The sequence below is a fragment of the Paenibacillus sp. NPDC056579 genome (assembly GCF_042793215.1).
In the GTDB taxonomy this organism is placed as follows: Bacteria; Bacillota; Bacilli; order Paenibacillales; family NBRC-103111; genus Paenibacillus_S.
On record NZ_JBHTVD010000011.1, the window covers coordinates 189,616 to 207,305 of the forward strand.

Genomic DNA, 17,690 nt, shown 5'->3' on the forward strand with positions numbered 1-17,690 from the left:
CCCAATGAAAAAAGGCCCGGTGCTGCATGTCTGCAGCCCGAGCCTCGAAAATCGAAAATACGATTATTTAAGAATATGAATCGGATGTCCCATAGCAACCTCAGCGGCTTCCATGGTGATTTCACCCAATGTAGGATGCGCATGAATGGTCAATGCGATATCTTCCACTGTAGCTCCCATCTCGATTGCGAGACCCATCTCGGCAATCAGATTGGATGCTTCCGCTCCCACGATTTGCGCGCCGAGCAGCAAGCCGGAATCTTTATCGCTGACAAGCTTCACGAAGCCTTCCTTCAAGTTCATCGATTGCGCACGGCCGTTAGCTCCGTAAGGGAACTTGCCTACAGCAACGTTGATGCCTTGGGCTTTTGCCTCGGTCTCATTCAAGCCTACGCTGGCAATTTCCGGATCGGAGAATACAACCGCCGGAATGCATTTGTAATCGACAGCGCTTGGAAGTCCTGCGATAGCTTCCGCCGCTACTTTACCTTCGTAAGAAGCTTTATGCGCCAGAGCCAAGCCTGGTACGATATCGCCGATAGCATAGATGTGCGGCACATTTGTTTGGCATTGCTCGTTTACTTTGATAAGTCCGCGCTCGCCTACTTCAACGCCGGCCAGCTCCAAGGACAGATCTCCGTCGGTGTTCGGACGACGGCCGACAGTCACAAGCACATACTGTGCCGTTACTTTCTTCTCTTCGCCTTTTACCGTGAAGGTCACAGTAACATCCTTGTCTGTTTGCTCGCAGCCTTGAGCCATAGCTTCGGTGAATACTTCCACTTCGAGCTTTTTCAGGTTGCGTGCGACAAGCTGGGACATTTCTTTCTCAAATCCAGGCAGTACGGCGTCGGAGCCTTCGAGCACGGTTACTTTCGTACCGAATTTCGCGTACGTTTGTCCCAACTCGATACCGATGTAGCCGCCGCCGATGACGATCAGGCTTTCCGGAATTTCCGGAAGCTCCAGCGCTTCGGTGGACGACAGGATGCGTCCGCCGTAAGGGAATGCTTTCAGCTCGATCGGACGGGAGCCTGTAGCGATAATGCAGTGGTTGAAACGGTAACGAGCTGTTTCGTTATCGTTGAACACGCGGGCTTCATGATCGTTGATGAACAAAGCCTCGCCGTTGAAAATTTGTACTTTGTTGCCTTTAAGCAGCTGCGTTACGCCGCCGGTTTGCTTCTTGATGATGCCGCCCTTCCATTCTTGCACTTTAGCGAAGTCAACCTTTACGTTGTCCGCCGTAATGCCGATGGAGGAGCTGTGGCTTGCCGCCTCATAATGATGCGCAGCCGAAATCAGCGCTTTGGAAGGAATACATCCGCGGTTCAAGCATACGCCGCCCAATTCGGATTTATCCACGATCAGTACGCTTTTGCCCAGCTGGGCGGCGCGAATGGCCGCCACGTAACCGCCGGGTCCGGCACCGATGACTAGAACGTCAATCTCAACGGAAGCGTCTCCTACTACCATAGCTGTTACACCTCCATAATGAGCAGCTCTGGATCCGCCAGAAGCTGTTTAATGTAGTTCATAAAGTTTTGAGCCGTTGCACCGTCGATAATCCGGTGGTCGAAGCTCAAGGACAATGCCATGACAGGCGCTACTACGATTTCGCCGTTTTTCACGACAGGCTTTTCGGTAATACGGCCTGTTCCCAGAATGGCGACTTCAGGGAAGTTGATGATCGGTGTAAAGAACATACCGCCGGCAGAGCCGATGTTCGTAATGGAAATCGTGCTGCCTTTCATTTCTGCCCCGCTCAATTTGCCGTCGCGTCCGCGAGTTGCCAAATCTTTGATAGCTTCGGCGATAGTCCAAATATTTTTGCGGTCTGCATCCTGGATCACCGGTACGATCAAGCCGTTGTCGGTATCCGTTGCGATTCCGATATTGTAGTACTTTTTGTAGACGATCTCGTTCTTTTCTTCGTCGAGCGTTGCGTTCAAAGCAGGGAATTGACGTGCTGCCGCTACGAGAGCTTTCACGATGAAAGGCAAGTACGTCAGCTTGACGCCTTTTTTCTCTGCAGCTGCTTTGGCTCTGCCGCGCAGGGCGACGAGCTGGGTGACGTCGACTTCGTCCATCAGCGTTACGTGCGGAGCCGTATACGCGGATTTGACCATCGCATTCGCAATCGCTTTGCGGATGCCTTTGAGCGGAACGCGCTCTTCGACGCGTTCGCCGGACAATGCCGCTGCAGCCGCCGATGGCGCTGCTGCAGATGCCGTTGCCGCTGCAGGAGCTGCGCTTGCAGCTTCCGGTGCTGCTGCGGCTGGCGCTGCGCCGCCGGTGAAGCCAAGAACATCTTCCTTCGTCACGCGGCCGTTACGGCCTGTAGGTGTGACTTGCGCGATGTTCACGCCTTTCTCGCGAGCGAGCTTGCGCACGCTCGGCGTAGCCAATACTTGGCCTGCGGCGGATGCGCCCGCGGCCGGTGCTGCTGCAGCTGGAGCCGCCGCTGCAGGAGCTGCGCTTGCGGCTGGTGCCGTTGCCGCAGCAGGTGCTGCTGGAGCCGCTGCAGGTGCTGCTGGAGCCGCTGCAGGTGCTGCTGGAGCCGCTGCAGGCGCAGCGCTCTCGCCGTGACCGCCATGGCTCGGTTGCTGAGGCACCTCGCCGGATACCTCGATCGTCGCGATCAGGTCGCCGATCGTACATACCGTACCTTCGCCGACTTTGATTTCGACGATTTTGCCTTCTACCGGAGAAGGAACTTCTACCGTGGATTTATCGTTTTGCACTTCCATGATGATCGTTTCATCATTGACCGTATCGCCAGGCTTCACAAGCCATTTGACGATCTCGCCTTCGTGAATCCCTTCCCCGAGCTCCGGGAATTTGTATTCAAATATCGCCACGATTCTGATCCTCCTAAAGGTGGCGCAGCGGTGTTTGCAGGTTGGAATTTATAAAAATCGTGCTGAACACTAGAAACCATCTCAATGCCGTGCCAACTGTCTCCGTCCGCTGTTGAAAACGGATTTCTAGATTACACATTTTGCGGTTGAAATCCGTTTTCAAAGGCGGCTCGTAAACTCTCCGACAGTTACACGCCCTTCCGATTCCTAGTGTTCGGATTATATAAATTCCAAAAAGCGCTCCCGCTGCGCTTTATAATATAAATTACCCGTTTGCGGATACCGGCAAACGATAGCTTATCCCTTCAACGCTCCTGTACAGGAGCGTTTTTTGTCCCAATACGAACGCGGAATGTGGAAAGGATAGAGGGATGTGCCGAAGGAGCTTGCGTCCGCCTTTGAAATGGTGTATTTACCGCTAGATCTCATCAACCATACACCATTTCAACAGCGGCCGTAGGCATTCCCTCTTCCCTGCAACCATTACGCGACAACGCATTGGACAAACCGCCGCTCCTTGACGGAGCGTCATCCTAGAAATCCAGTACTTTATTCAAACCTGCTACGATACGAGCAGGGTTAGGCAGCCATTGATCTTCCACTTGCGCAAACGGATATACCGTATCCGGAGGCGTTACGCGGAGAACCGGAGCTTCGAGGTGAAGAATTGCCTTTTCGTTGATTTGAGCGATAACTTCCGCTGCAACGCCGGATGTTTTTTGCGCTTCTTGAACAACGATAGCACGGTTCGTTTTCTTAATGGACTCGACGATCGTCTCGATATCGAGCGGAATCAAGGTGCGCAGGTCGATTACCTCTACTTTCACGCCGCGGGTTTTTTCGATTTCTTCCGCAGCCTTCAGCGAAGTGTGAACCATTGCGCCGTAAGTGATGATCGTTACATCGGAGCCTTCGCGAACGACGTTCGCTTTTCCGATTGGAACCGTGTACTCGCCCTCAGGAACTTCAGCACGGAACGAACGGTACAGGTTCAGGTGCTCCATGAAGAATACAGGGTCGTTATCGCGGATCGCGGAGATCAGCAAGCCTTTGGCATCGTAAGGGTTGGAAGGTACAACCACTTTGATACCAGGCGTTTGTACAAGCAAGCCTTCCAGCGGGTCTGTGTGCAGCTCGGCTGCTTTAACGCCGCCGCCAAAAGGAGTACGGAACGTGATCGGAGCATTGTAGCGTCCGCCGGAACGGTAACGCATACGTGCAGCTTGGACACAGATTTGGTCCATCGCTTCATAGATGAAACCTACGAATTGGATTTCGGCTACCGGACGGAAGCCTTGAATCCCCATACCTACTGCCAAACCGCCGATAGCGGATTCTGCGAGCGGAGTATCGAATACGCGTTCTTCGCCGAATTCTGCTTGCAGGCCTTCCGTCGCACGGAACACACCGCCTACTTTACCTACGTCTTCCCCGAATATAACAACGTTAGGATCGCGCTGCAGCTCTACGCGCATAGCATCCTTAATCGCTTGAATCATTGTCATTTGTGCCATGGTATGCTTTCCTCTCCTTTACCCGATATAATCCGCTTTTTGCTCAGCCAAGTGGGACGGTGTCGTTTCGAACATGCTGTCGATGAGGCCAGGAACCGTCATTTTCTCGGTCTCTTCCGCCTTCTTGATTTGCTCAGCTACAGTAGCCTTCGCTTCTTCGACAACTTTGTTTTCTTCTTCTTCCGACCACAAGCCCTTGGCTGTCAAATACGTACGGAAGCGGTTTAGCGGATCTCTTGTCGCTTCCCAATCCGCCGTTTCTTCTTTCGTACGGTATTTGGAAGGATCGTCACCGGACATCGAGTGTGGAAGGAAACGGTAAGTGATCATTTCGATCAAAGTTGCGCCTTCGCCGTTACGTCCGCGCTCGGCAGCGTCTTGTACCGCTTTAACTACGGCAAGCACGTCCATGCCGTCCACCTGCACGCCTTTAATACCGGCAGCTACCGCTTTATGAGCAACCGATTCTGCAGCCGTTTGTTTGGCGAATGGTGTCGTAATGGCATAGCCGTTGTTTTGAACTACGAAAATGGAAGGAAGCTTGAAAGCGCCAGCGAAGTTCAAGCCTTCGTAGAAATCGCCCTCGGAGGAACCGCCGTCGCCTGTATAAGTAATAGTAACGCGCTTTTCGCCGCGTTTTTTGAATGCCATGGCAACGCCCATCGCATGCAAAATTTGCGCGCCGATAATGATTTGCGGCATCAAAACGTGCACATCGGCCGGGATTTGTCCGCCATGCTGATGGCCGCGGGAATACAAGAATGCTTGGTACATCGGAAGTCCGTGCCACACGATTTGAGGCATATCACGATAGCCCGGGCAAATAAAGTCGTCTTTATTTAAAGCGAATTCGCTGCCGACCATCGACGCTTCCTGACCGGAAACCGGAGCATAGAAGCCAAGACGGCCTTGACGGGTCAAGTTAACCGCGCGTTGGTCCCATGTACGGGTAAATACCATGCGTCTCATCAATTCTTTCAATTGATCGTCAGTCAATTTCGGCATTTCTTGCTCATTTACTACAGTACCGTCTGGCGCCAATACAGACAAAGGCGTCACCTTGGACACTGCCACTTCATATGGCTTACTCATGTACATTCACCTCAGCGATAGATTTTGATGCCTTGAAACCGGAGTTTCTGTTATAGTAGTATTATAAACCTGTTTTCTCTAATAACACAACTACTTACTTGCAAAATATGCGATCTTTCCTTTTCCATGACTATAACAGTGTAACAAAATATATAATACAGAAGAGAAAAAAGGTGCAAACTATTATAATACACTTGGAGGAATTCCGATGGACGATTCCATTTATTACAAACGAACGGTAGTTAAGGAGCTTGTCCCGTCCGCTGCGTTAGGCAAGGAAAGACCTGTCCGCGTCTTCCTGCCTCCCGGTTATCAGGAGGTCATGACATATCCTGTCATTTATTGTCAGGATGGCGAGCAGTTTTTTAATTTCGGACGCATCGTCACTCATATGAACCGGCTTATTTTCGACGAAGGCATCGATCCGGCCATTATCGTCGGTGTCGATGTCGACACGTCGGTAAGAACGAGCGAATATGCCCCGGAAGGAGAGCGCTTCGCGGCCTATACGCAATTTTTTACCCAGGAGCTGCTTCCTTATATTGAATCCAAATACCCGGTGCGCACCTCGCCCTCCGAACGAATTATAGCGGGAGATTCCTTGGGGGGTACCGTCTCGCTGCATCTTGCCTTAGATTATCCTAGCCTATTTTGCAGCGTTATATCCTTGTCCGGCGCATTTTTCCGCGAAACGCAGCAGCGGATCGCCGAGGAAGCCGATTTATCGTGGCTGAATCTATATATGTTAATAGGACTCGATGAACGGGAGGTCAAGACGGAGCGCGGCACCTTTGATTTCGTAGAGGCCAACAGAAATACCCGTTTGCTGCTGGAGGAGAGAAACTGCCGCTTGACCTATGAGGAGAAGCCGGGCAAGCATCTTTGGGGCTTTTGGCAAAATGAATTGCCTGAGGCTATGAAGCTTTTCTTAAAAGGATTGCATTGAGTCGGCTGTAAGGAATGAACAGCTTGTCCTTCGGATAGGTTCGATTCATGGCTTGGAAGTGGTAGTGTCTGTTACGTAAGCCTAGGAAGCCGATAAAGTGATGGCTCAACGACTCATCCGGCGGCGGTTGGTACAGCGGGGAGCCGGTTAAGGACGCTGCAGCCCACAGAATGCAGACGTCCTAAGGCAGTATAGTCATCGATACTTTGCTTCCGATACATTGTCTGTTTTTCAATCAATGCCGTAACGGTTTTGGAGCGATTCGACCATTTCGGCAACCTGCGCGTCATCCGGCAAATGGATCTGCTTCCAGCTTTGTTCCTCCATCCTTGAACGTCCTCTCACCGTCTCCTTCACGGCATCGATAAACGGCTGCACGTCGTTCAAGCCTGCAAGCTCCTGGAGGCTTGCCATGCTGTCGCTCTGAACGTCGGGGAATTGCTGTCCGTCCGCCCCTTCCGCAGCAATTTGATAAAACTGCCGCGCGAGACGCGCCTTCTCTTCCCCGACTCCCGTTACAACGACAAAGGCCTGTACGACGAACGCATGGGCCTGACGCCGTTGGGCGATACCGCAAAACTTTTTACCCCGTATGCTCAAATCGTAATCGCCGGGACAATACGAGCCTGCGATTTCCCCTTTGGCAACATCCGGCGTCACCGCATGAAGCGCATCGCGCACTAGATGGTACATGGTTTCGAAATCGTGACGGAAATCGATTTGCCCCGTTCGCTTGGGCAGGATGAGCGAGACGTTCACTACGCCGAGATCGAGCGGTACGGCAGCTCCGCCGGAATTGCGGACTGCTGTCGAATACCCTTGCTGCTCTAACCAGCGCTTTCCCTCTCGTGCGAACGGAAGCCGGCTGTCTCTCAGGCCCATGACGAAAGCTCTCCGATGTCTCCATAAATGGACGATCGGCGGGCCTCCCTCTCCCACCAGCTTGCACAGCAATTCCTCCAATGCGAACGGGTACAATATCTCCGCCTGATCCAGCTGCTGTGAACGATCCCAAATCAGTGTGCCTGCCGGCAAGCTCCACGGCTCCTGTTCCATGATAATCCCCTCATTCTTGTACAAAATATCTCTATCTATGTATGGTTACGCCTTCTTATCGGTTTTGGCCAAAATGTCCTTATAGATGCGGATCAGATGATGGATATCCTCGTCCGTAAGTGCGCCGAAGAAAGTATTGATGTTCACTTTTCGTTGCTCCCTGATGGCTCCGAGCACTTGTCTTCCTTCTTCGGTAATGCTGAGATAAACGACTCTGCGATCCGCCTCATCCCGGTTCCGCTCCACATAGCCCGATGCGATCAGCTTATCCGATAACGTCGTAATGGCGCCGGCGGAATAGCTTAATGCTTCAGCCATTTGGGAAACCTTAAGCGGCCCCTCCTGCTCCAGCTTCTCAAGAATGTAGCCTTGAGGAGCCGTCATTCCTTTCTCGTCGAATTTGTTCCACGCTGCCGCCATTCTGCGGTACAGCTGTCTTGCTACCTCTTCCAGCTCGAAGAGGTTCCGGTGATCATCCATCGAACGGCCCCTTTTCCTAACCAAGTTTGAGATTATAATACCATTAAACCGGCCTAGAACAATGTTTTTTTGCTTTTCATTGATATTTATCCTGCCCGAGCATAGCAAAAAGGCGTATGGATACATGCTCCATGCGCCTTTATAAACGGTTCCTGTCATATTAGTCGGATGGTTTTCCCGTTGATTGAACAGTGGATGAATGGTTAGCCGAACCGGTGGATTGTGCCTGTTGGTCGGAAACGCTTTGATTCCATTCATACAGAGCTACCGTAGTGCCGAACATTAGAAACGTCGCCAACACCAATCGGAGTGATTTACGGTTTGTCATATTCGTTTCCTCCAGTTGAACAAGATAACCGTATTATCTCACAGGAAAATGAAACGAACCTGAACGTTAACTGAATGTTCGCTGAACGCTAGCTCTGCGGCTCCAGACTCTCAATCTTGGCCTGGCCCCACGAAGCAACCTTGACGCGCACGATCATATTGCCCGCTTGCTCTTCGAGCGCCTTACCCGTTCCTTCCGGGACATAGTACTTTTCCAAACCGTATTTCACCGTTATGGCTTCATCCCAGCTGTACTGCACAACGCCTTTGAGTACCGCCTCGCCCGGCTTGACGTCTGGACTCGATCGGTAGGCGGCTTGCGCCTCATATAGACCGTTCACAGGCTTGAGAAGCACATAGACCGGCTCTCCTTCTTCCGGAAGCTTGCCTTGTTCTTGCCAGATTCCCGGCTTCAACCGGCTGATTTCGTAGCTAAGGGTTACGTAATCACCGTACAAAAAGTCCCTCGGATCGACCGGCACCGTCTTCAGCTTGATTTCATGACCGAACCAGCTTACCGCGTAATACGAAAAGGCGATGCCGCACAGGAACAAAATCTGAAGCAGGACCAGGATACCGGTCAACCATGTACGGCTTTTGACTCCAGCGCCTTTACTGATCATGATGGCTCCCTCCCTTGGCTTCCTCGAGAAATTTCTTGTTGCGGCGGTTCAGGAACCAGCTCAATACGAGGAGCAGCAGTCCCCCGATGATAAAGAACATAGATTTGTCCATGAAATCCCACGTGAGCTTGCCATAAGCAACCATGGTGCTGCAAATGAAGAGCACCGTACCGAAATTGATTTTGAACCGCCATTCTTCGATATATCCCCTCCAGAGCACATAGAAGGAGAAGAAGAACAGCGCGAGTAAATACAAGACGCTAATCCCTGCGGGCAAGTAGACGAAAGGCACAGCTAGAATCCATTCGAACGTGCTGGAGTTTCTCTTGTTCATCAGCTTGCCTGCAACGGAAGCGGCGAACAGAACGACCAGTGCGGTGATGTAATAGAGCGGCTCCGCCAGCAGCTCGTTCCTGTCCGAAGGACCATTATCCCAGGAAAGAACCATAACAATGCCGAATATGAACGCCGCGGCCAACGGGACGGACTGCAAAGCGTATCCCGTACTGCGATCCTTGTACCAGTCGCCGACCGTATACAAAGCCATAAGCGGAACAAAGAACCATAGAAATTTCCATTCATTATCCAGAACAAGCATGAGACAATGAAGCACGTAGCTCAGACTGAAGCACCAGGTTAGCAAGGTGCTTTGATTCTTCCAAGCATAGTACCCGAGACCGGCAATCATCAGCGCGAATCCTGCATAGCTGAACTGATGAAATTCCGTTGTGCTGTAATATTGCGCAATGGTAAACACGAGCAAGCTCAGTAAGTAAATAAATCGGCTGCGGACAATGTACGTCAGCAAGATCCCCGCGGTACCCCAGATGACAAACGATGTGATGTCGTAGGCGACCAGATGGAACATTTGCCCTACGAGCACGATTCCCGCTCCGAATGAAATATAGCCGAGAGCAGTCAATGCTGTGCCGAGCTTCTCATGCTCCCTGCGCCGGAACACTTCGCCTCCCCCGTAGAACGAGACCATCAGGAGGATGACCATGGCCAGCCTTGCGAGCTGGGGGATGTCTTGCCAGTTGGCGGCTACAAAGCTCAAAATCCCGAGGCCTACCAGGATGCTGCCGAGGATCGGAAGAATGCCGATCGCATGCTTTTTATCTTCATACAATAGTAAAATACGCTCATATTGCTCACGGGTCACGATATCGCGTTCAACCCAGCGAAGACCTTCCTTTTCCAACCATTTGCGGCTCATAGTCGCTGCACCTCTCTCATGTATTGCCTTTAATTTCATTATATCTTTCTCTAAATGGAAAAGAAGTACTATCTTTCCCTAGTACCTCGGTATCTCCCTATCCCTATCCTTAAACGCGCATTACACAACAAAAACCCCCAGCATATACTGGGGGCAAGCTTCGCTATAAAACGTCATAAGGTTATTCCGTTCAATCAGAACAAAACGTAGGCTCCCGGTCCGATCAAAGCCACACCGACAGCGACGGCGATAAGAATCAAATTATACTCGTAGCCGTTGGCTGTAACCCACAATCCGTTCTTTCCATGCACTTTCACAATCGCCACAAGCATAGTCAATGCGATCAGAATCGCACCTACCCAAGTCAAGACGCCGCTGGCAAACAGCAGCCCTCCGACAAACTCGCTTAATCCGGCGATAAGAGCCATCAGAACACCCGGCTTCATTCCCATCGAGTCCAGCCAACCGCCGGTTCCTTTCAACCCGTAGCCCCCAAACCAGCCGAACAGCTTCTGCGCCCCGTGACCTACGAAAATAAGACCAATGACCAAACGAATAATAAGAAGTCCTGCATCTACCATGATTATCACTCCCTGATAATTAATAACTAACATTATGTAAGTATATTACTTTATTTTAATTACTTTTGTCAAGGGGCTAACTTAAAGTAACTTTATAATATTTTATGCCAGTTGTTCTCCAAACATTCCAGCTGCAAAAAATGTTGATTTCCCGGGGAATGATCGGCCCTTCCTTTATTGTGATAGCCGTAGCGTCCCGTTATAATAAAAGAAAACCGTAGAAAAAAACGGCAATTATATATTGAATAGGGTGATGCGCCATGATGTCTCGCAGAAATTTTGTCAAAAAAATGTTAGTCTCTCTTGCTTTTTTAGCCGGCGGCGCCGGAATTGGTGCTCCTTACCTAAAACGATGGATCGCCCAAGCGGACTCGGAGAAGGAAACCCCTGCAGCGGAAGTGCTGCCGGAACCGGTTCATGTGGAGAAGGTCCTGCCTACGGAACTGCTCGCGTCGTTCTTTTTACTTAGCGATCTCCATATTTCTGTAAGCGAGTCCTCCATGACGGATAGGCTTCATATGGCGCTAAAAGATATCAGCGCTTGGAACGGCCCGCTTGACGCCATCGTACTCGGAGGCGATTTGACGGATTTCGGGCGGGAAAGCGATTACAAGCTATTGAATAGCATTTTAAATCAATATCAATTGCCCAAGCTCTACGCGAACATGGGCAACCATGATTATTATGATATATGGCTTGACCGCGAGGGCCAGTTTTCAACGGAGACGATGCCTAACGGCAAGACGGATTCGATGGCGAGGGAAAGGTTCCAATCGTTCATCGGCTATGCCGATAAGCCTTATACGGACGTATGGGTCAACGGCGTTCACCTGATCCTTGTATCCCAGGAGTGCTACGTTCAGGAGAAGGCGGACGTTGGCGAAGGAGCCTGGTATTCCGATGAGCAGCTGAACTGGCTGCGCGAAACGATGAAAGCCCACGAGGATGGAAAGCCGGCTATCGTATTTATTCACCAGCCGCTTCCCGAGCCGGGTACCGACGGGGGAACTCACCGCCTTATCCGAGCCATTGCATTCCGGGAAATATTGGCGCCCTATCCCAATGTCTTCGTATTGTCCGGGCATACCCACCGTAATTTCCTGAGCGAGGACCATTACAACAAGCAAAACACGTTCCATTGGTTTAACAATGCATCCGTAGGACGCACCCGCGCCGCTCAGCTTGGCCAGAACTCGGTGGATGTTCAGGGTCTGTTTGTCGAAGTTTACGGCCACCAAGTCGTACTGCGCGCAAGGGAATTCAGCAACCGCAGCTGGATCGAATCGTCCCAATGGACCATCCCGCTCACTACGGCTTGAGATTAGACAGATTAGGACTTTTCTCTATCGTTTTTGTAGGAAAACAGGAGAAGATGTCGAATAAAGAAATATAGGTAGTACTAATAGTGCACATAACATAATTGCATAAGGTGATGTCATTGGACGTAATTAATCAACTACTGCTGAACATGCTAATCATTATTACCCCTGTCTTACTGTATCAATTGTTCTGGGGTGACAGGTGTCATCAGATCGGCGCGAAGATAAACAGACGGATCATTGTCATCCTAGGTTCTCTAATTGCTGTTTTATGTATGGTGTATCCATTCCGGTTTTCCGATGGCTTTCTGTATGATCTCAGAATGGTGCCTCTCGCCGCTTGTATCTTATATGCGGGCATCGTGCCTTCCTTGTGGGTTGCAGCCGTCATGATATGCTATCGGCTGTTTCTCGGAGGAAGCTTCACGGCCTTAAGCCTGAGCTTGGTTTTGACCGGTATATTAATGGTCCTATTATGGCGCAGCAAACCCTATATCGTTACCGGCTCCCGCAGCAGGAATGTGACTGCGGCGGCAATAACCGGCTTACTGATCGGCTTGTTGCCGGCAGTGAGCTCCTGTATTACCTTCTGGTGGATAGGTGAGCCCATAACCATGCGTATTGTCGGCTACTTCGGCCTGTACAGTCTTATTACTGCTTTTACATTAGGGATGGTAGTCTATGTAGTGGAGCAAATTAAGCTGAACTCGCGGCAGCGCAATCAATCACAGCAAGCCGACAAAATGAACGTGCTCAGCGATCTGGCGGCTTCATTCGCCCATGAAATCCGGAATCCGTTAACTGTAGCCCGCGGGTTTGTGCAAATCATGAAGCAGCCGGGCATCCAGGACGACAAAAAGGCGCTGTACACCAACATGGTGCTGGAGGAGATCGACAAAGCCCAATCCATCGTCACTGATTATTTATCGTTTGCCAAGCCGCATTTGGAGGCGATCGAGCTGGTTGACGCGAAGCAGCTGATTCAGCAGGCGCTGAGCTCCATAGAGCCTTATGCCAAGCTTTGCCGCGTTGATGTGGAAACGCAGCTTGATGACAAACTGATCATAAGCGCGAACAGGGACAAATTCGTCCAGTGCATGATCCACTTGTGCAAGAACGGGATCGAAGCCATGCCAAGCGGCGGCAAGCTGCAGATCATCGGAACGGTCCAAAATCGCAGCGTATGCATCGATATCATCGATCATGGAGTAGGGATGACGCCGGATGAGATCCGCAGGCTCGGAACGCCGTTTTACTCCACCAGAGACAAGGGAACCGGTCTCGGCATGATGGTGACCTACCGGGTCATTCAGACGATTCACGGCAAAATCGACGTCACCAGCGAGGTGGGCAAAGGCACCTGCTTCTCGCTCCTCATTCCGACGCTCCACGCGACATCATATCATTGAGCTTTCCTGCCCGATTGCTCCGCCTGAGCCAATACATCCATTACTTCTCGAAAGAGAGGAATGGATGTATTTTTTGTGCCGTCCGGCACGTTCTGGACTAAGACGGCGACGGCATAGCGCGGTTCAGCAACCGGACCGTAGCCGATGAACCATTGGTTAACCCGTTCCTCGCCGCTCTTTGCTCCCACCTGTGCCGTACCGGATTTGCCGGCTACCTTCCAGTCCGCCGACTGCAGCGCTGCTCCCGTGCCGTATTGGACGACATCCGTCATCCATTCCAGCAGTAGGCCGGACGTAGCCTTCGAGATGCCTGAAGGCAATCCGTCTAACGATTTGGCCTCCAGCTTTTCCATCAGCCTGTCGTTGCGGAACCTCATCTCGCTGACGATTCGCGGCGAAGCGACCTTCCCTCCATGCAGCAAGGTTACGACCATATTGGCGGCTTGCAGCGGCGTCACAAGCACATCCCGCTGGCCTATGGAGGTTTGGGCCTTGACCCCGCCGTCCTGCTGTGGAGTCGATGCAGCAAACACCTGTCCCTTTTCCTCCGCATCCCAGGTAGTCCATTGCTCTTCCTGCAGGAAGGGGCCTGTCCATCCGATCTGTGTACCCAAGCCCAGCTTATGCGCGTATTCCTGCAGCTTAGCACCGTCCAGCCTTTCAGCCAGCCGTGCGAATACAATATTGCAAGATTCCGCATAAGCTTCCTCCAGGCTGATCAAGCCGTGACCTTGCTTATTCCAGCAGGTCAATCCGTATTTCCCCAGTTCTCCGTCACAGCGGAACATTTCACCCGGCTCAGTCACATGCTCCTCCAAGGCTGCCGCGGCCGTTACCGTCTTGAAGATCGACCCCGGCGCAGCCGCCTTGAGCGCACGGTTGCTCCACGTTCCATGCAGCAAATCGACATGCTCCGGGTGGAAGTCGGGCCGGCTTGCCATTGCAATGACATCGCCGTTGGAAGCATCCGTGACCACGACGGCTCCTTCTTTCACTTGAAGCTTGCGCATCGCCTGCTCCACCTTGCTTTGAATCGAAGCATCCAGAGTCGTTATGACTTTAAGGGGATAGTAGCCGTTGTGCGGCGACATCCACCTTGCATCCAGTCCGGGGAGCGGCCGTTTGCGGCCGTCGGTGAACAAGGATAAGGACTCCGGTCCTATCCCTTGAAGCCAAGGCTCCAACGTCTTCTCCAGCCCAGCCCCGCCGATCTTGCTGGTCAGCTGAAGCTCCCCGCGATGGAATTGGTCCGTGAACTGACGCGTAATCCGCTCAGGGTTTTGCCCGATGTATCCAATAACCTGGCTGGCCAAGACGGTATCGCCGTAATGCTGCTTTAGCTTAGTGACGGCAAGCTGGGGCAGCCGCAGCGCTTCGATTTGCTTCGCCTGAGCTTCGTTTATGTTTACGGGCTTATCTCCCGTTGTCCAAATTTGCGGCTCCTTCAATCCGGTTGAGAACGCTCTCCATTGTTCTACCGGCACTTGCAGCGTGCGGGCGATGTTCGTGTCGTCCATCCTTGTTTGCTCGGGGGATGAAGCATGCACCGGAAATACAACCAGTACCGTCTGCTCCTTCCCGGTCAAAGGAATCCCATCGCGATCGTAAAAGTCGCCCCTGCCGCTATCGAGCACTATGCCTTGAGCTCTCTGAATGACCGAATTTTGCACCAGGTCTACGCCATGCTCCGTCCAATCGCCGCTAGCCGCTACCTGAATCCAGAACAAACGGGCGTTCAAGCCGGCAAGAGCGAGGATGATAATCATTAATATATAAAAAAGGCGGTGCTTCTTCAGTGCCATTCTGCCCTTCATTCGTGTACTACACCCTCCTGCACAGCATACCTGATTATTAGCAGTATGATCTTCCGCTTCGCTCCTCAAACAGCCGACAAAAAAAGCTTTTTTCAAGGCGAGCCTACGCCATGAAAAAAGCTATTGATTACGAATCATATAGTATAAGACCGATAGATCGAGCAATTATACTTCGAACTTGGATAAAGATTCCTTCAATGAATTGGACAATTGCTCCAGATTGTCGGACAACCGCACCAATCCCGAGCTGATATTCAGCTGCTCCGCGCTCAGCGAAGCCACTTCTTGGGATGTGGCGGACGATTCTTCCGCTACGGCGCTTACGTTCGACATCGCATCGGACAGCACGACCTGCGACGCATTCAGATTATCGATCGAACCGGTTACCTCGGACAATTGAACGATGAATCCGTCCATGTGCGACTGAACTTCCTTGAAGATCATATCCGCTTCTTTAACAGAGACGATTTGCTCCTGGAAGATCGGGTATGCATTGGACAAGACATGAACCGTTTCGTCGATCTCCTTTTGAATCGTTTCCGTTACTTGACCGACGATAGCAATCGATTGACGCGATTGATCGGCCAGTTTTCGGATTTCATCGGCGACGACCATGAAGCCTTTACCGGCTGCTCCGGCGCGCGCCGCTTCAATGGTAGCGTTCAATGACAGGATGTTCGTTTGCTTCGTCAAATTGTTGAGCACATCCAAAATTTTACGGATCGAGCGAGTGCTTTCCTTCAAATTGTCGACCTTCTCGACCATATCGCGTGTCATTGCTTCCGTTGCATTGGTCTTGTTGATCAGCTCGGACATGTATTGAATCCCTTGCTCACTGGACTGCTGGACGCTCGCCGCCGCTTCACCCATCACGGAGTTGGCGTCGATAACCATCTTCATCTGGGTGCTAATGTTATGAGTAAGCTCATTGCCCCGTTCGGATTCGACAGCCAGGCTGGATGCTCCGCCTGCGATTTCCTCGGTAGCCACCGCGATTTCCTTGGCTGACAGCGCTGTTTTCTTCGAAGCATCCGACACCTCGGTAGCGGTAGCCAGCACTTCTTGAGCGGATTGGGTCGTTTGCTGCACGAGCAGCGTAATTTTCTCCATCATCTGGTTGAAGCTTTGTCCCAATTGACCGATTTCGTCCTGGGAATTCACCTTCATCCGTACGGTCAGATTCCCCTGCTCTCCTTGTTTCATAAGGTTTCGCAGCGTAACGACCGGATGTCCGATCATGCGGGCGACGAAGATTCCGATAAATACGGCAATGATTGCCGCTACACCGGCAATAATCCAGGTGTAATTAAAGATTCTCTTCGCATCTTTCACAAGCTCCTCGACCGGCATGGCTCCAATTAAGTACCAGCTTGTCTTAGGGGACTGATAGTACACAACCTGCGTATCTTTTTTGGCCGTCATCGTATTGTGGCTTTCCTCGGTTAACGATTCCGGTTGTACGTCGAGCGTAGATTTTTGTCCTAATGTATTCCGGTCTTTCGCGAAAATAACGGTAAACTCCGGAGACAAAATCAGCGTTTGGCCCTCGTCGCCCATCTTGATGTCGCCGAGCTCCTTATCAATTGCTTCGAGGCTGATTTCGAGCAGGAGAACCGCTTGCTGCGTATTGGTCGACGTATTTTTCAATACGCGTCCCAGAGCGAACGTAGGCGTGCTTGTTCCGTCAGCGTAGCCTTTTGCTTTGGATTCGAGCCATGTAGCCTTGCCGTTGTTGGTCAATGTCTTCTTGAACCAATCTTCCTGCGCTACGGACTCCTTGTTCATGGAGCTTCCCGACGAACTGATCGGCTCGCCGCTTGCACGAAGCAAATGAATCGCTTTGATGGTCTTGTTAGAATAGGAGTACACATTCAGCTTGTCGCCGATTTTTTGCCTTACCTGCAAATAATCATAGCTTCCTTTGTTGACGGCATCAATCTCCGTCAGGAGCTTCTTCATCTCTTCATCGAGCAAAATCTGCATGGATAAGTCCTCATATACTCCATACAGCAAGTCCATTTTCTGTCCGGCTTGGACAATGGTTTGCTCCGATGCGTCCACCACTTTATTCTGAAGCACGCCGCTTGAAATGTTATAAGAAGTAAATCCTGCCACTAGTACAAAGAATAAAATGCTGACCAAAAAGATAAGAAACAGTTTCATGCCCACGGACTTCAACGGATTTTCCAGACGAAGACCTGCTGCCGAACCGGGCATCGTATGTGCAACCGTACTTCCGCTGCTTGATCCCCGACTTTCCTGTTTTCTAGATGCCAACCCATTGCCGACTTTCTCTGCCCACTGCTTAAGTACTGACAGTAATTGTTTCAAAGGACCCACCACCCAGTTCTGAATATTAGGCTATTGTGCTTATGTAAGGACGTACCCCGTGTCCCCTTCAATATTTCGACACGGTTTACCAAAATCCTCTAAATAAATCGCTTACATTGCA

At 51.3% G+C, this 17,690-nt stretch carries 15 protein-coding genes; 3 read left to right on the forward strand and 12 right to left on the reverse strand.

Features of this window, described 5'->3' with window-relative positions:
- Positions 1 to 63 precede the first annotated feature (63 nt).
- The 4 genes from lpdA to pdhA form a co-directional block, all read right to left on the reverse strand.
- A complete protein-coding gene (gene lpdA / locus ACFQ88_RS31860) occupies positions 64 to 1,476 on the reverse strand; it encodes a dihydrolipoyl dehydrogenase (protein WP_379460823.1) in 1,413 nt (470 codons plus the stop codon).
- A 5-nt stretch (positions 1,477 to 1,481) separates the two neighbouring features.
- A complete protein-coding gene (locus ACFQ88_RS31865; protein WP_379460825.1) occupies positions 1,482 to 2,861 on the reverse strand; it encodes a dihydrolipoamide acetyltransferase family protein in 1,380 nt (459 codons plus the stop codon).
- A 533-nt stretch (positions 2,862 to 3,394) separates the two neighbouring features.
- On the reverse strand, positions 3,395 to 4,375 hold the full coding sequence (locus ACFQ88_RS31870; RefSeq protein WP_239633926.1) for an alpha-ketoacid dehydrogenase subunit beta: 981 nt from the start codon (positions 4,373 to 4,375) through the stop codon (positions 3,395 to 3,397).
- 18 nt (positions 4,376 to 4,393) lie between these two features.
- Positions 4,394 to 5,467 carry a pyruvate dehydrogenase (acetyl-transferring) E1 component subunit alpha gene (gene pdhA / locus ACFQ88_RS31875; RefSeq protein ID WP_239633925.1) on the reverse strand — a complete coding sequence of 358 codons (1,074 nt, stop codon included), beginning with the start codon at positions 5,465 to 5,467 and terminating at the stop codon, positions 4,394 to 4,396.
- Positions 5,468 to 5,675: 208 nt separating this feature from the next.
- Here pdhA and ACFQ88_RS31880 point away from each other — a divergent pair, with 208 nt between their 5' ends.
- Positions 5,676 to 6,413 (forward strand): alpha/beta hydrolase, encoded by a 738-nt coding sequence (locus ACFQ88_RS31880; RefSeq protein ID WP_239633924.1) that lies wholly within the window; start codon positions 5,676 to 5,678, stop codon positions 6,411 to 6,413.
- Positions 6,414 to 6,644: 231 nt separating this feature from the next.
- Here ACFQ88_RS31880 and ACFQ88_RS31885 read toward each other — a convergent pair whose 3' ends face one another.
- The 6 genes from ACFQ88_RS31885 to ACFQ88_RS31910 all read right to left on the reverse strand — a co-directional run bounded on the left by ACFQ88_RS31885 (position 6,645) and on the right by ACFQ88_RS31910 (position 10,696).
- Entirely contained in the window at positions 6,645 to 7,469 is an 825-nt protein-coding gene (locus tag ACFQ88_RS31885; protein ID WP_379460828.1) for a lipoyl protein ligase domain-containing protein, read from the reverse strand.
- Between the two features lie 45 nt (positions 7,470 to 7,514).
- Positions 7,515 to 7,949, reverse strand: a complete 435-nt coding sequence (locus ACFQ88_RS31890) for a MarR family winged helix-turn-helix transcriptional regulator (protein WP_239633922.1) — start codon at positions 7,947 to 7,949, stop codon at positions 7,515 to 7,517.
- 160 nt (positions 7,950 to 8,109) lie between these two features.
- Positions 8,110 to 8,277 (reverse strand): hypothetical protein, encoded by a 168-nt coding sequence (locus tag ACFQ88_RS31895; protein WP_239633921.1) that lies wholly within the window; start codon positions 8,275 to 8,277, stop codon positions 8,110 to 8,112.
- A gap of 88 nt (positions 8,278 to 8,365) precedes the next feature.
- The gene (locus ACFQ88_RS31900; protein ID WP_239633920.1) at positions 8,366 to 8,899 is read right to left on the reverse strand and encodes a GDYXXLXY domain-containing protein; all 534 of its coding nucleotides are present in this window, start codon (positions 8,897 to 8,899) and stop codon (positions 8,366 to 8,368) included.
- Positions 8,889 to 10,115: a DUF2157 domain-containing protein gene (locus ACFQ88_RS31905; RefSeq protein WP_379460831.1), complete on the reverse strand. Its 1,227-nt coding sequence runs from the start codon at positions 10,113 to 10,115 to the stop codon at positions 8,889 to 8,891. The genes ACFQ88_RS31900 and ACFQ88_RS31905 overlap by 11 nt, the downstream gene beginning before the upstream one ends.
- Positions 10,116 to 10,309: 194 nt before the next feature.
- Positions 10,310 to 10,696, reverse strand: a complete 387-nt coding sequence (locus ACFQ88_RS31910) for a DoxX family protein (protein WP_239633918.1) — start codon at positions 10,694 to 10,696, stop codon at positions 10,310 to 10,312.
- Positions 10,697 to 10,956: 260 nt separating this feature from the next.
- Between ACFQ88_RS31910 and ACFQ88_RS31915 the strand changes: the two genes are divergently transcribed.
- Both ACFQ88_RS31915 and ACFQ88_RS31920 read left to right on the forward strand, forming a co-directional pair.
- A complete protein-coding gene (locus tag ACFQ88_RS31915; RefSeq protein ID WP_379460833.1) occupies positions 10,957 to 12,015 on the forward strand; it encodes a metallophosphoesterase family protein in 1,059 nt (352 codons plus the stop codon).
- 113 nt (positions 12,016 to 12,128) lie between these two features.
- Complete coding sequence (locus ACFQ88_RS31920) at positions 12,129 to 13,424, forward strand: ATP-binding protein (RefSeq protein ID WP_379460835.1); 1,296 nt, start codon at positions 12,129 to 12,131, stop codon at positions 13,422 to 13,424.
- Here the strand turns inward: ACFQ88_RS31920 and ACFQ88_RS31925 are convergent.
- Both ACFQ88_RS31925 and ACFQ88_RS31930 read right to left on the reverse strand, forming a co-directional pair.
- Positions 13,418 to 15,238, reverse strand: coding sequence for a peptidoglycan D,D-transpeptidase FtsI family protein (locus ACFQ88_RS31925; protein ID WP_379460837.1), 1,821 nt, complete (start codon positions 15,236 to 15,238; stop codon positions 13,418 to 13,420). The two genes, ACFQ88_RS31920 and ACFQ88_RS31925, sit on opposite strands and share 7 nt — an antisense overlap.
- Before the next feature lie 165 nt (positions 15,239 to 15,403).
- Positions 15,404 to 17,455 (reverse strand): methyl-accepting chemotaxis protein, encoded by a 2,052-nt coding sequence (locus ACFQ88_RS31930; protein ID WP_379460946.1) that lies wholly within the window; start codon positions 17,453 to 17,455, stop codon positions 15,404 to 15,406.
- Positions 17,456 to 17,690 lie beyond the last annotated feature (235 nt).